Origin of the sequence: Gardnerella sp. DNF01157 (assembly GCF_049244225.1) — a bacterium.
Classification (GTDB): domain Bacteria; phylum Actinomycetota; class Actinomycetes; order Actinomycetales; family Bifidobacteriaceae; genus Bifidobacterium; species Bifidobacterium leopoldii.
Genome location: NZ_CP058388.1, coordinates 145,450 through 159,678, shown reverse-complemented (window position 1 = coordinate 159,678; position 14,229 = coordinate 145,450). Strand labels below are relative to the sequence as shown.

Sequence of the window (14,229 nt, the reverse complement as noted above, 5' to 3'; positions counted from 1 at the left end):
TAGCAAAAGCAGAAATCTTACTTTTGATCAGGTTTGTGCTCAAGACAAGACGCGTAAACTTGCTTACGATTAGCAAAAGATCCGTCAGCAAACGGATGCTCTTTTACTACTTTCGTAATGGCTTCTTTTATGCGCAAGCCTTCGGAATCTGCACATTCAAGCGAAAGCTTTGCAAGAGCATCAATGCTTAAATCTGTGCTTTCAGACTGTACTTCTTCGTCACTTGCACCACCGATAACTAAAACTATTTCACCTCGAGGAGGATCCGCTAAAACACCATCGTAAATACTTTGCACAGTTCCACGACGAATTTCTTCAAAATCTTTTGTAAGTTCACGGCATAACGCCATTGGACGATTAGAACCAAGTACTGCCAATATGTCTTCCATTGCTTCTGCAATACGATGTGGAGCCTCATAAAATACTATTGTTCGTCGCTCGGCTTTAAGTGAGCGCAAATGCTGTTGACGCTCACCAGATTTACGAGGCAAAAAGCCTTCATAACAGAAGCGATCAGTTGGCAATCCAGAAAGAGCAAGCGCATCTAAAACTGCACTAGGACCAGGCGCGCAAGTAACAGGCAAATCGCGCTCTATTGCACGTCGAACAACAGCAAGACCCGGGTCGTTAATGGTAGGCATACCTGCGTCTGAAACAACAAGAACAGTGCTGCCCTGCTCAACTTTGTCTAGCAAACCATCTGCCTTGTTGCGCTCATTATGATCGTGATATGCGATTACGCTACCAGAAACATGTACGCCAAGGCGATTCGCTAAATCATAAAGCCTACGCGTGTCTTCAGCAGCAACAATATCAGCAGTTTTAAGAAGATTAATTAATCGTGCAGAAGCGTCTGCCATATTCCCAATAGGCGTAGCAGCTAAAACAACCTTACCTAAATTATCTTCTTCGTCACACATCTTGAATCTCCTTATAAAACTTCTTAAAACTCTACACGAATTTATAAAAGAACGCACTTACAAAGCGAGGTATTTGATTAGAATTATGCTTAGTGTAATTGCAATATAAACGAAACGAAAAGAGACACTATGAAGATTATAAATCAGAAAATAAAAAGTATAGATGGAAGCAATGCGCAGCTTATTGGATATGTTTTAGACGATAATTTAGATAGCGAAGGTTTGCAAAACCGTCCTGCAATTTTAATCTTGCCAGGCGGAGGTTTCTTGCGCGTCTCGAATCGTGAAGCAGAGCCTGTTGCCATGAAGTTTGCTGCAGAAGGATTCCACACTTTTGTGTTGCGATACTCGCTTACTCCAAGCACATACCCAACTCAGCTTTTAGAAGCCGCAGAAGCGATGAGCTTAATTCGCAAAAACGCAAAAGAATGGCACGTAGATGCGCAAAAAGTTGCAATTATTGGATTCTCCGCTGGAGGGCATGTGGCTGCAAACCTTGCAACTAGTGTTAGCGACGAAGTTGAGGAAGCAAACGGGTATGCTGCTGATGACGTGCGTCCAAATGCACTTATGCTCGCATATCCTGTTATTTCTGCTGGAAAATATGCGCATAAGCCAACTTTCGATCGTCTATTTGGAGAAGTTAGCGACGAAAAGCGAACTGAACTCGTCAATAAACTTTCGCTGGAAAATCACGTGGATCGCAAAACTCCACCTGTATTTGTATGGCAAACTGTTACTGATCAAACAGTTCCAGTAGAAAATTCAATAATGTTTGTGAACGCTTGCGTTGAAGCTGGAGTAAGTGTTGAAGCTCACCTGTTCCCTAAAGGACCGCACGGCTTAGCTTTGGCAGTTAAAGAAACAGCAAAACGCGATGAAAATGGCGCAGTGATTCCTGAATTTGTGCAGCCAGAAGTTCAGCAGTGGGTTAAGCTTGCTTGCGATTGGTTGCATCGCACTTTTGCGTAATTTAACTTCAACACTCCCGCGTTTGTTCCCTTTTCGACCCATTTGGTAAACAAAACGCGGAAACAAAAAGCGGAAACAACAGACGAAACACAAGGCAAAAACAAAAACGTCGTCTACACGCCATAAGGGGCATGTTGACGACGTTTTTCTATTTGCTATCAATAAGTAATTTTAAGTAATCTCAATATTTAAGAGAAAATTACACTATTAATATTTCACACGATTTTTGGCATTGGAGTTGTTAGTGAAGATGTGAGATTTACCTGCACAACTCCAGCTCCAGCGTGAACTTCCACTTTCTTCAATGTCACAGTGCGAGAATCTTCAGGCGCATGATCATCGTCAGTCATAGTTGCTGGCGACTTTACAGCAACAAGCGCAAGGTCATCGAAAATAACTCCAGAATTTGCACACAAATCCTGCGCTTCTTTCAATGAATCAGCAAAACCTGCTTTGTCGATTACACGCTCAACAGGAACACCGTAAGCTTCTGCACACAACAAGTTAATTCGCTCCCTAAGCGTCTTTCCACGCCTACTTTCTGGAACTTTCGTTTCAACATCATCAGTTATTGCAGACACAAAATCGTCCAGCTGATTTGCCAAACCATCGCCACCATCACGGAATAAATTGCCAACAATAGGCTTTCTGAATCCTAAAGACTTGGCTTGTTCCAACAATTCAGGCACTTGATCATCCTCGCCTTCCCACAAATTAATCAACGGGAACGTAGGGATATTAAGAGATTCCAAACGAGAAACATGGAATGGGTAACGCCAAGCCAAAGTTTCGTCATCTCGCCAAGTAGTTGCGCGAGTAACTACAACTGCAGCAGCAGGCCACTTTGCGCCAAACTCGCGAGCAGCAATATCTAACCACTTTTGAGCACCAGCATCCGTACCATAACCTGCTTCCACCACTACAACATCATGCTCAGCGCAAGCCATTTCAACGCTTACAAGGCTTGGAATACCAAGCGAAACGTTCGCAAACGGGCCGCAATGGACGTAGATTGGAGAACCATTAATCGTCTCAGTTTTAGCAGGCTTTACAGCGTCGGCAAGAATATTGGTGATTCGCCACAAATCCACAAACTCACCAAACTTAACAGGCTTACCGTCTTTTGTGCCAGCAATCATTGAAGAAACACGATGAGAAATCTCGTCCATACTGCGCGACAACACTACGATTTGCATAAGCTCGCAAGTTGGCGTCAAAACAACGCGCTCAGGAACAGTCCCCTTGCCAAAATCAACAGCAATGCTTCGCAAAGATCGCGAAGGAACTTCACTAACTCGAGGAACTAAAATAGTATCAAGAACACCCTCGTCGACTGCTTTTTCCGCAAACGACACAAGCAAATTCTGCGCGCAAGCAATAGCAGCCATTTCACCACACAGGCCCCAGTCAATCAACTCAGGGTGAGAAAGCGAAGACTTACCGCCACCACTTGCACCACCTTTAGAACCAGCAGCTGTAATTCCCATGCTTGGCTGACGAAGAACTGCAGCTGCGTCCACACCGCGCTCACGCAATGCATCAACTAACGCGATAGTTGTAGTTGTTTTACCTTCTCCGCGAGAAGCTTTTAAAGGAGTATCAGCAGTAACAAGCAGAACCTTACCGCGCTTCCTAGGCTCCTCTGGATGTTGCTTTAAATAATCCAAGTACCCAAAGGCATCAATTTTTTTAACCAAACCGAATGTTGTAGTGTATGAATCAAGAATGCTCATGTACCCCTCTTTCATAGGCATATTGGCACAACTATGCATGCGGATAATGTTAATTACATGATTCATACTATACGATTGTTTGTTCGTAGCATAGCCACCACACGCAATATCTATACGCGTTATTATCAACGTCTATAGCAAAATAACAAAAGATAACAAAAATGCCTTCCGTGTGAAATAAAAAGTTCATTTCTTAGGAAGGCACTTAATTTTTAATAAAATTTAAATTTAGTGATCAGAACGATTGAAACCATTCTTCATACGCATGCTAGTGATGTACAGCACCGTGTCAAGCAAAGAATCGGTTTCTTTCTTCAACTTTGCTGCCATATCGTCATTTGCTTCAGCCAAAGCCTCGCGCACTTTATCGTTGCGAAGCTCGGCAATAATAGCTTCAGGATCGCGAACTAAATCATCGTAATCTTCGCCTTCATCACCTTCACGTTCTGGCTCGTAATCAGCCAAATCAACGCCAAGAAGATCTGCCACGGCAGCATCCGTAGACTTGACCATTGCGTGACCAAGGGAACCGACAACTTCTTGGTAGCGCTCAATCGCGTTTGCAGTGTCGTTAAATGCGGCATCCGCAAGAGCAGCAATAATGCGATTCTCCCAATAGAAGTTTTCGCTTGTTACGCGAGTAGTCGTATCTTCCAAATACTTTGGAGTGCGATTTACGTTTGGATAGAACGGAATCAAAGAATTGAAAGGATTAGAACCGTAAGTAATCCACTGAATTGCACGCATTGCTTCCGGCATGTAAGGGCGGATTTGCATTACAGCAAGCTCGCTTTGGCGATTAATTCCGATTGGACGCAACATATGACGAGTATGCTCATCTCCAAGATTGCCGTAAGGATCATACTCAGTGCCCTGATAGTGAGAGCTTAAAACGTACTTAATATCCTCAACCGTCACTTTACGCTCAGGCTGGCGAGCCCAAGGAATATCGTTGCTGTCCGGACGATGATCAGCGTCTTTACCATCCCACACTTCGTCATACGGATTCAAGAAGCGCTCCATGAACCATGCGCGAGGAGTGTTGTACACGTGGTCAGCATCCGAATGAGAGCCAAAAGCATCACGAGGGTTAAACGGAGAAGCGTTTTCCACCGACAAATCCAAGTGATTTTCTTCAATAAACTCAAGCAAATCAGCCGAGCACATATGCTCCTCTTGAGCATCAAAAGCATCATCTAAATCGAACTCGTCAATTCCAAGCTGGTTTGGCATAACAACATAAGCTTCATCCGGCACACGCTTAGCAATCCAATGATGACCACCGACAGTTTCAAACCACCAAATCTCGTTCACATCCGAAAATGCAACGCCATTCATCTCGTAAGTGCCGTATTTTTCAAGCAACGCACCCAAACGCTCAACACCTTCGCGAGCGCTACGAATATAAGGCAAAACAAGCGTTAAGAAGTCTTCTTCGCCAATTCCACCCGGCGCTTCCGGCTTGTAGTCAGCATCTCCAACTTTGCCTTGTTCTTTTTGAAGTTCAACCATTGGATCTGCGCCTAACACGCGCTCGTTGGACGTAAGCGTTTCAGTTGCGCTCATTGCAACGTTTGCTTCGTTAACGCCAGCTTCTCCCCAAATTCCTTCGCGCAAGTCTGCATTTGGCACGCTTGTGTATTGCATTGGATTATCCGGCAACTCGACTGTTACGTGGCTAAGAACAGACTTATAAACGCGAGGCTGATCTTCCGGCTTTACTACTACTAAACGCTTCGGATTAAACTCGCCATTTGCTGAGTCTTCGTTACGCGCAATAAGCGTGGATCCGTCGTAACTTGCTTTTCTACCAACAAGAATTGTTGTGCATGCCATATTTGCATCCTCTGTTTTTAGATTTTATATTTTATTTTTAGATTCATTACTGTTTGATTCTAGCGCTTAGGCGTTAACTGCTAACCTAATTGGTTGCTCTCGTGCTTGCGTTTAGGCTTTACCAGTAAGGAACATGCCACCAGCATCTACACCTGAAGTCACATTTCTTACTTCGCGTAACAATTCATTCATGTAGAATCCCGGCTTAAGATTTGGCAAAGGCTTTTCTGTACCAAAAACTTCAAACATGTATTCGTGATCTTTATCAGGAGGTTGAGGACCGTTGTATCGCATAGTAATTGCTGGATCATTGCAACCAATAAATCTGCTTGCTTGCGAGTTACGACCTTGAAGAGCTTCCGGAATCATAGAAGTCATTGTGCGAGAAAAATCTTCCGGTATTTGTAAAGCGTGAGAATCGTTAAAATCAAACATTAACGCTTCAACAGGCACGTTCGCGGCAGTCCAGTGAATCCATTCAAAACCGCATACCGGTATTGCATCGTCGTCAACAAAACGCCAATGCAAATAATGCACGAAAGATGGCATATTATCAACGTAAAATGGGAAAGAAACTACTGGAACTCCGCTGATCTTATTCTGCTCCGGCGCAGCTTTAGAATAATCATCCGGAATGGTAGTGAAATCTGTAGAAATATTCATAATTTAAGTATCTACCATTACACAACACTAATCAACTGCGCGAGTAACAAATAAACGCAAACGTTAGCGCAATCTAATTGTTCAAGCAGATCGTGGCACTCAAGCAAAAACAACACTAAGAAACAACGCTAACTGCATAATTTGACGGTCAATATAAAACGTGCGCCCAGAGAAATCTAAACTGGGCGCATTAACTAAAATGTAATTTTTTACTGTACTCTATTTATTTTGTAGCAGCCTCCTCATGAGTTTCAGCAGCCTTAGCTGCCACAGCTGCTTTCTTAGCAGCACGCTCTTGCTTCTTAATTCCTTCAATGAACTCAGCATGCTTTACTGCAGGAAGCCAGCCAGTGTTAACAACCTTAACCTGCCATACCCAAGCCAAGGCAAACAGAATAACAGCAACAATAATCAAGCTTATAGCACCAACGCCTGCACCGAGGTGAGCGAAGTTACCAACAACAGTGCCAACCCAACCAAAGTCAGCATCGCCGAAGGTGGAGTTTGCCAAGCCGAAGGAACCCATAACAGTAAGCAATACTGCTGGAAGGAATGTAATAATTAAACCGTTAATAAAACCACCGAGAATAGCACCACGGCGACCACCGGTTGCATTACCAAACACGCCTGCACCACCACCATCGAAGAAGTGAGGCACCATTCCTGGGAGAATCAATGCCAATCCCCAAGCTGGACCCATCCAAATTGCAATAAGTCCGAGAGCTACAAGACCTCCAACGAAGGAAGACAAGAAGCCAATAAGAGAAGCATTAGCACCGTATGGGAATACGATTGGAATATCCAATGCTGGACGAGCGCCTGGAACGACCTTGTTAGCAATGCCCTGGAATGCAGGAACCAATTCACCTAAAATGATACGAACACCATAAAGGATGACACTAACACCAATTCCAAATTGCAAAGCCTGAGCAAAAGCCGCCATGTAGAAGGCACTATAGTCCGTAGGGTGAGACGCGAAAATCTTGAAGAGTTCCTTTACTGGCAACACAACCGAAGCCCACACTGCGAATACCAAATACAGCACAACCATCAACAAAGTCGTGGAGACCATTGAATCACGCAAGAAGCTCAAACCCTTAGGGAAGTTAATATCTTCAGTAGACTTAGACTTCTTACCAACAGCAGCACCAACAGCACCAGAAACAATGTAGCTTAAAGAGTTAAAGTGACCAATCGAGAGCTTATCGCTACCAGTAATACGGTTCATAAAAGGCTGCGCAAAAGCTGGCAGAACAACCATAACCGTTGCCATAATGACAGAGCCGACAATAACAATAAGCAACTGGTTGCCTGCACCAAAACCAACGGAAAGAACTAGAGCCAAAAGCATAGACATAAACACCATGTGGTGACCAGTCAAGAATATGTACTTCAAAGGAGTAAAGCGTGCAGCAAGAAGCATAAGAACGAAGCTGAGCACAATAATGTATGCAGAAGTAGCACCGTACTGACCTGCAGCCTGAGCAGTAATAACCTCATTCGTAGGTACAACACCATGAGCACCAGTAGACTTCAAAACCAAGTCACCAAATGGAGCAAGTGCACCAACAACAACGCCAGCACCTGCACCCAAAATGAGGTAACCCATAGCAGCTTTTAAGCCGCCTGCAATCACTTGTCCTGCACTACGTTTGAGTGCGATAAGACCGATTGCCGCAATAATACCAATCAAATAAGCCGGCACATTCAAAATCTGCTGACTTATGAAATTTAAAACCTGAACTACAATGTTCATCTTATTTCCTTCTTTTATTTAGAAAAAGCGAATAGCGCATGAAATAACAGTACGACTATGCCAAAGCAGTAAGCACGTAATCAGCATAATCAAACGTTTATTTGTTACACATAATTTATGCGTAACGCTCAAGCACACCCTTCACCTCTTCAACATCCATGAAATTTTCAATTGTTTCTACAGGAGTGGTAGTGCCCTCAAGCTCTGGAGCAAGCTGAGGAGAAGTGAGCACAAGATCATTCATATTCGCAGTACCTTTTGCACTTCCCGCATCGGAAGTAGTAACTGTAACATCAAGACCTAAGTCTGCTGCCGCAGCCTCAACATTGATTTTTAAAAGTACAGACGTGCCAATGCCGTTTCCGCATACACATAGAATATTCATAAATAACCTCTTTCGTTGAGTTGTATTTTTTTAATTTTGCAAAATTAATTAATTCTTTAGTATTTAACTTTTAAGAATTGCGCGAATTTCTTTAGCGTTTTTTGCTTGCGCAAGTTCTCTAGTCTTCACAGGATTAGACAAAGCTGCAGCAACCGCGGACATAACGCCAATATGCTCATTTTCATCGTGACCTGCAAGACCAATTACTAAAGAGACCGGATCGTTGGCAGTGTTACCAAATTTAACAGGCGTACTTAAACGAATCCAGCTCAAACCACTTTTTAACACTGCTTCCGACGGGCGCGAATGTGCCAAAGCCAAGCCTGGGGCAATAACAATATACGGGCCCATTTTCTCAACTGTTTCAATCATCTGATTCGTATATTCATCAGTAGTAAAGCCAGACTCCTTCAAAGCATTGCCTGCAAGACAAATAGCATCACGCCAATCTTTCGCTGCAATATCAAGGTTTACTGCAGAATCCGGGAGAAGCTCATCAATATCAGTACTCATATTTTCTCTTTTCTAAGCATGTTAATTATTCTTGATTATTTCTGATTGGTAATCGAATTTTTAATGTTTTTCGTAACGATCATATTTTGAATTACTCCCTTGGCTTATTCTTGCATGATTGAGTGGTAGAACTTTCCAGCTAAAGCATCATGAGCTTTAGCCTTAGCTTCATCAAATGTAGTTTGAGCAAGTTCTGCTCGAACATCGTCCAAAGCAACCGGCGTCATAGAAAGCGAGTTAATACCGAGACCTGTAAGAACAACCGCTAAGTCTGGGTCTGCTGCAGCTTCTCCACACACTCCGACTGGCATACCATGTGCGTTACCAGCGTCTGCAATCATTTTGATCGCGCGCAACACTGCAGGGTGCCAAGCAGTTTGATAATTAGAAACAGACCCAAGGGTTCTATCTGCTGCAAGAGTGTATTGCGTCAAATCATTCGTTCCGATAGATACAAAATCAGCGACTTGAGCAACCTCCTCGGCAACAAGAGCGATAGAAGGCACCTCGGCCATAATGCCAACCTTTTTAAGACCTTTAGATTTACCAAGTTTTACAAAATATGCTGCTTCATGTTCGTCTGAAACCATTGGAGCCATCACCCATAAGTCAGCATTCGTCACAGCATCAGCACGAGATAATGCCTCCAGCTGACCATCTAGAACATCCATATGCTGTCTTAGAGTACGCAAACCTCGAAGTCCGAGGGCAGGATTTGGTTCATCTTCAGGAGTCAAGAATGGTAACGGCTTATCTGCTCCAGCATCAAGCAATCGAATAACAACTTTCTTGCCTTCAAACTGAGATAGTAACTCTGTATAAGATTCTGTTTGTTCTTCTATACTAGGCGGTTGCTCGTTACCAATAAACAGAAATTCCGTTCGGAATAGACCTACTCCTTCTGCTCCATACTCATGAGCAGTTACGGCATCTGAGGGCTTTCCTACATTTGCCAAAAGAGGAATCAAATGACCATCTTTTGTACTTCCAGGCAATCCACGCAATTCACGAGCGCGGCTTAAACGCTCACGAGACTCTTTAACATGCGCGATTTCTTCTTCACTAGGACTGCTTATAACATGACCATTAACGGCATCTACTACAACAATTTGATGATTCTTCAGCTGAGAGGCATCGTGTGCTCCAACAACAGCAACAATTCCACGAGCACGAGCAAGAATAGCAGTGTGACTTGTAGGACCACCATCAAGAGTGACAATTGCCTGAACCTTGCTTAAATCAAGTGAAGCTGTATCAGCAGGTGAAAGATCCTTAGCAACCAGCACAAAAGGCGAATCACTTTCCGGCACTCCAGGAGCTTCAACACCAATCAAAGATGCAATAACACGCTGGCCAACATCATGCAAATCTCCTGCACGCTCAGCCATGTAACCACCAAGATTACGCAACATGTCTTCAAATTGTGCGAACCCTTCCCAAGTGGCACGTTCAGCTGTTTTCCCCTTATCAATACCAGATTCAATTGCACTTATTAATGCTGGATCGATGGCCATCTGTGCAAGAGCTTGCATAATTGGTGCTGCCTTTCGAGTCCCCTCATCCTTTGCTTCAAGAGCCTCACTTGCACGATGGTTTAGGTCTTTATTTACTTCATTTAAAGCATTTTTAACAGCCTTTTTTGCATCCTCAGCCAACACACTAACAGCACGAGGAGAATCCTCTGGCTCATGCAAAGCAGGTGCCATACACAATACTTCACCATATGCCATCGAGCGCCCAATGCCAACACCAGTGATTACCATACTTAAAACCCTCCTTTAGGTTTAGAAACTTTATTACGGCCGCAACGCCGCATAAGCATTTCTTGTAGGTAAACGTTTCTTACTAATGAAACTATACACCATTAAAAATGTTGTTACAACAAGTGAAAACGTTTTCTGTATTTTTCAATTAATTATGCTACACTTAATGTTGAAAATAGCAAACAAAAAAACCTTAAGAAAAAATATGGTTTGCTTTTATATGAAAAATAAAAAATAAAAGCAGAATTTGTTAATTATTATTCAAAGGAGAAAAAATGGCAATTGCAACTCGTACTGTTACTATTGAAGACCCAGTTGGAATACATGCTCGCCCAGCATCAGAATTTTCTCAAGCCGCAATGTCCTCAAATTGCATTGTAACGATTGCGAAAGGCGAAGGTGCCCCTGTAAGTGCGAATAGCATTCTTTCAATTATGGGATTGGGCATTACTAAAGGGGATTCAATCACAATTACCGTTGACGGTGAAGACGCTGAAAATGTAGCTAACAATCTTGTCGACGTAGTCACGAAAGGCGAATAATATAAATAAATAAGTGCACATAAACTGACAAATAAATAATATTCAATTTGCGGTGCTGTTTACCAATAATTACAGCACCGCACTTATTCGGGGGCAAATATGACAAATCAAACTAATCAAAACGCCTCCATAACTCATGTAGCAGCTCTTGCAAAAGTTTCAATTGCAACAGTATCTCGTGTACTTTCTGGTAGACGAGCCAAAGATGACGATATTGCAAAACGCGTAAGAAAAGCTGCAGAGCAGCTTAATTATTCAGTAAATTATGCAGCAAGCGCATTAAGAAGTGACACAACTAATACAATCGGCGTAGTAATAGGCACAAGCAACGTAGATGATTCATTCAGTGTAAATATGCTTTCTGCATTGGATGAAGCAGCTCATGAAATAGATAAAATACTTCTTGTTGGAACTGGAAAAGACGCAGAAGCTCAAGAAGAACGCATAGAAGAGCTTATCGGTCATAATGTTGACAGTCTTATTGTCATGCCATCTAACAATAGTGATTTAACAAAAACACTTGAAAACTACGTTGACAATCTTCCCATTGTGCAAATTGGTGGCACTACTACTTCATTCCACGTGAATTGGGTTGGCATGGATCAAGAATCAATGATGGAAGCCGCTTTGATACATCTTTCGCATCACGATGCCCATAATATTGCTTATTTAAGTGGAAATGTTGACTCCACACAAAGTGCAAACTTATTTGCCAATTTTCAGACTGCTGCAAGCCGATTAAGTTTACTTTCTGAGCCAGATTGGACAACTTTTGGAGAACTTACTTATCAACGTGGATTCAAGGATACAATGCGGCTTTTTTCTGATTCTACCGCTAAACAATCTCGCAAACCAGACGCTGTTATTTGCGCAAATGACGCTGTCGCACTTGGAGCACTTCTAGCTTTAGATGAGCTTTCTTTGCAAGTTCCGCAGGACGTTCTCGTAATAGGTTACGGAGATAGCAGACAGGCAGAAATATCTGAACCAAAGCTTTCTTCAATCCGTCCTCCGTATCAGCAAATTGCGCGCGAAGCAATCCGCCTAACCGCTGTTAACAAATCAGAGCAACATTGGTTACCTGCACATATGGAGTTTAGACCGGAAATCATGCGACGCGAATCAACAAATTCACCAAGAATAGGCACAAGCGATATGTCACTTCCGTGGAGGATATGATACTTTTGTATTTTATTGACTTTGCAAAAGTGAGCAAAATAGTGCTTCAAAAACAAGAGTTGCGTTACCATTTCTCGAAAGCCGACGACGAGTAGTAGCAATGCTGTCAACACAATCCAATGCACTACTTGCTGTCATGCTTTGTGCCAACTGGACAATTCTAGACTTGTATCCCTGATTTATAATCGGCGAAGACTTTTGCGCTTCGTTAATAACAACTAAAACATCTCTATACACGCTATCGATTGCGTCAAGAGAACGGCATAACACGTCACGACTTACACGAGTTACTTTACGTTTTATATCATCCTTTTTCCCAATTGCATTGTAGCTTGCGCGCAATTTGGGCGGAATGCGATCCTCATCGCCTAATCCGTTAATTCTACGAAATTCTTTTTGTTGAGCCTCAACATTTCGCTGAACCTCATCTTCTGCTTGTGATTTTGCATCGTCAATAAGCATTGCAGCAAGCATAATTGCGTCGGCAGCATCATGCATACGGAGCAATCCTGCAATAAGCTCATCTCGCCTACTTAAAGCACGCTCATCGCTTGCGTAGATAAAAGCAGTTGCTATATTTCCTTGAGAAAGCCTGGCTGCACGATTTGCTAGCTTATTATCCGCATCCGTTTTTTTAGTAAGATATTCTGCTATAGACTGCTCGTTTGGAGTAGCTAATTGCACAAGTTGCGTACGCGAACGAATTGTTGGAAGCACATCCATAACACTTGAAGCGCATAAAAGCCAAATCGTATGCTCGCTTGGCTCTTCAATCTCTTTAAGAAGAACGTTTGTGCTACGTTCCAACATTCTGTCAACATCTTCAATAATTATGATTCGCCAAGGAGCAGTGCTAGGCATCTGCTCAGAAATCCCAATTGCCTCGCGTACATCGTCAATACTAAGAGTTACGCCTTTTGTTGCAAGCGTATGCACATCAGGATGCGATCCTGCTAAAACTTCTTTGGCAGTTTTACTAAGCTCATTTTCGCCGCTAATTCCATCACTGCCTTCTCCATGATCCGGACTTTCGAGAGCTGCAGCGAAAGCGCGCGCAACTTGCGCACTACCGAAGCCAGCAGCTCCGCAAATCAGCCAAGATTGCGCTATTTTGCTAGCATCCGCACAAGCAATTTTTCGCAATCGCGAAACTACCTGTTCTTGCCCAATAACGCTATCCCACACACTCATCGCTTCACCCCCTGCATAGCTTCTTTACTTCTTCACTTTATAAAATTCGCCACTTTATTTAGTTTCAATTTCTTCAATTAAGTTATGTACGTCTTGCACAATAAGTTCAGATAATGATTTCGCTGAGAACGTTGCATCTAATACGCGATAACGATCTGCAGATTCCTGCGCTAAATCTAAAAATGCTTCTCTAGTGCGACGTGCGAAATCTATTCCAGCTGATTCCATGCGATCTTGCTCACGATGCAAACGCTTAAAAGCATCTTCCGGCTGCATATCTAGCAAATAAGTGCGATTAGGCCACAGCGAATCCGTTGCCCACTCACTTAAAGTTCGCACATCATCCATAGTCAATTCGCGACCGCCTGCTTGGTAAGCAAGCGAAGAATCAATATAACGATCCGTTATTACTACTGCACCACGGCTAAGTGCAGGGCGAATTACTTGCGCAACATGCTGTGCACGATCCGCAGCAAAAAGCAAAGCTTCTGTTCTGGCAGATACACTCGTGCCATGCAAGAGTATTTCGCGCAAAGTTTTACCCAACTGCGTACCGCCAGGCTCACGCGTCACTACAACTTCTCGCCCCAAAGATTGCAAATGATCCTTAAGGGCCTCAACTTGCGTAGTTTTACCAACGCCATCAATGCCCTCGAAAGAAATAAATAAGCCTTTATTTGCATAAGATTGCTCACTTCTGCAGCCGCAGTTTCCTCCGCAAGCGCAGCCACCAGAGAAATCGTCATTTTTAGATGCCATATTTTGACTCCATATGC

At 43.1% G+C, this 14,229-nt stretch carries 13 protein-coding genes; 3 read left to right on the top strand and 10 right to left on the bottom strand.

The genetic code is table 11. From position 1 onward, the window contains the following. Nucleotides 1–17 precede the first annotated feature (17 nt). Nucleotides 18–920, bottom strand: a complete 903-nt coding sequence (gene rsmI / locus HXT38_RS00635; RefSeq protein ID WP_421791858.1) for a 16S rRNA (cytidine(1402)-2'-O)-methyltransferase — start codon at nucleotides 918–920, stop codon at nucleotides 18–20. A 129-nt stretch (nucleotides 921–1,049) separates the two neighbouring features. Here rsmI and HXT38_RS00630 point away from each other — a divergent pair, with 129 nt between their 5' ends. Continuing rightward, on the top strand, nucleotides 1,050–1,892 hold the full coding sequence (locus HXT38_RS00630) for an alpha/beta hydrolase (RefSeq protein WP_421791856.1): 843 nt from the start codon (nucleotides 1,050–1,052) through the stop codon (nucleotides 1,890–1,892). A gap of 215 nt (nucleotides 1,893–2,107) precedes the next feature. Here HXT38_RS00630 and HXT38_RS00625 read toward each other — a convergent pair whose 3' ends face one another. The 7 genes from HXT38_RS00625 to ptsP form a co-directional block, all read right to left on the bottom strand. Beyond that, nucleotides 2,108–3,625, bottom strand: a complete 1,518-nt coding sequence (locus HXT38_RS00625; RefSeq protein ID WP_174143538.1) for a formate--tetrahydrofolate ligase — start codon at nucleotides 3,623–3,625, stop codon at nucleotides 2,108–2,110. A gap of 228 nt (nucleotides 3,626–3,853) precedes the next feature. After that, nucleotides 3,854–5,461 carry a C69 family dipeptidase gene (locus tag HXT38_RS00620; protein ID WP_101886198.1) on the bottom strand — a complete coding sequence of 536 codons (1,608 nt, stop codon included), beginning with the start codon at nucleotides 5,459–5,461 and terminating at the stop codon, nucleotides 3,854–3,856. Between the two features lie 111 nt (nucleotides 5,462–5,572). Then, complete coding sequence (locus HXT38_RS00615; protein ID WP_101886199.1) at nucleotides 5,573–6,124, bottom strand: YbhB/YbcL family Raf kinase inhibitor-like protein; 552 nt, start codon at nucleotides 6,122–6,124, stop codon at nucleotides 5,573–5,575. A 223-nt stretch (nucleotides 6,125–6,347) separates the two neighbouring features. After that, nucleotides 6,348–7,880 carry a PTS ascorbate transporter subunit IIC gene (locus tag HXT38_RS00610; RefSeq protein ID WP_004104741.1) on the bottom strand — a complete coding sequence of 511 codons (1,533 nt, stop codon included), beginning with the start codon at nucleotides 7,878–7,880 and terminating at the stop codon, nucleotides 6,348–6,350. Between the two features lie 115 nt (nucleotides 7,881–7,995). After that, on the bottom strand, nucleotides 7,996–8,265 hold the full coding sequence (locus HXT38_RS00605; protein ID WP_004104746.1) for a PTS sugar transporter subunit IIB: 270 nt from the start codon (nucleotides 8,263–8,265) through the stop codon (nucleotides 7,996–7,998). Between the two features lie 63 nt (nucleotides 8,266–8,328). Next, complete coding sequence (locus HXT38_RS00600) at nucleotides 8,329–8,778, bottom strand: PTS sugar transporter subunit IIA (RefSeq protein WP_004104748.1); 450 nt, start codon at nucleotides 8,776–8,778, stop codon at nucleotides 8,329–8,331. A gap of 104 nt (nucleotides 8,779–8,882) precedes the next feature. Beyond that, the gene (gene ptsP, locus HXT38_RS00595) at nucleotides 8,883–10,541 is read right to left on the bottom strand and encodes a phosphoenolpyruvate--protein phosphotransferase (RefSeq protein WP_004104749.1); all 1,659 of its coding nucleotides are present in this window, start codon (nucleotides 10,539–10,541) and stop codon (nucleotides 8,883–8,885) included. Nucleotides 10,542–10,816: 275 nt separating this feature from the next. Here ptsP and HXT38_RS00590 point away from each other — a divergent pair, with 275 nt between their 5' ends. Further along, nucleotides 10,817–11,083 (top strand): HPr family phosphocarrier protein, encoded by a 267-nt coding sequence (locus HXT38_RS00590; protein WP_004104751.1) that lies wholly within the window; start codon nucleotides 10,817–10,819, stop codon nucleotides 11,081–11,083. Between the two features lie 99 nt (nucleotides 11,084–11,182). After that, nucleotides 11,183–12,262: a LacI family DNA-binding transcriptional regulator gene (locus HXT38_RS00585; RefSeq protein WP_101886200.1), complete on the top strand. Its 1,080-nt coding sequence runs from the start codon at nucleotides 11,183–11,185 to the stop codon at nucleotides 12,260–12,262. Between the two features lie 12 nt (nucleotides 12,263–12,274). On the opposite strand, the gene HXT38_RS00580 is transcribed toward HXT38_RS00585, so the two are convergent. Beyond that, entirely contained in the window at nucleotides 12,275–13,453 is a 1,179-nt protein-coding gene (locus tag HXT38_RS00580; RefSeq protein ID WP_421791854.1) for a DNA polymerase III subunit delta', read from the bottom strand. Nucleotides 13,454–13,507: 54 nt separating this feature from the next. After that, nucleotides 13,508–14,212 carry a dTMP kinase gene (tmk, locus tag HXT38_RS00575; protein ID WP_180946759.1) on the bottom strand — a complete coding sequence of 235 codons (705 nt, stop codon included), beginning with the start codon at nucleotides 14,210–14,212 and terminating at the stop codon, nucleotides 13,508–13,510. Nucleotides 14,213–14,229 lie beyond the last annotated feature (17 nt).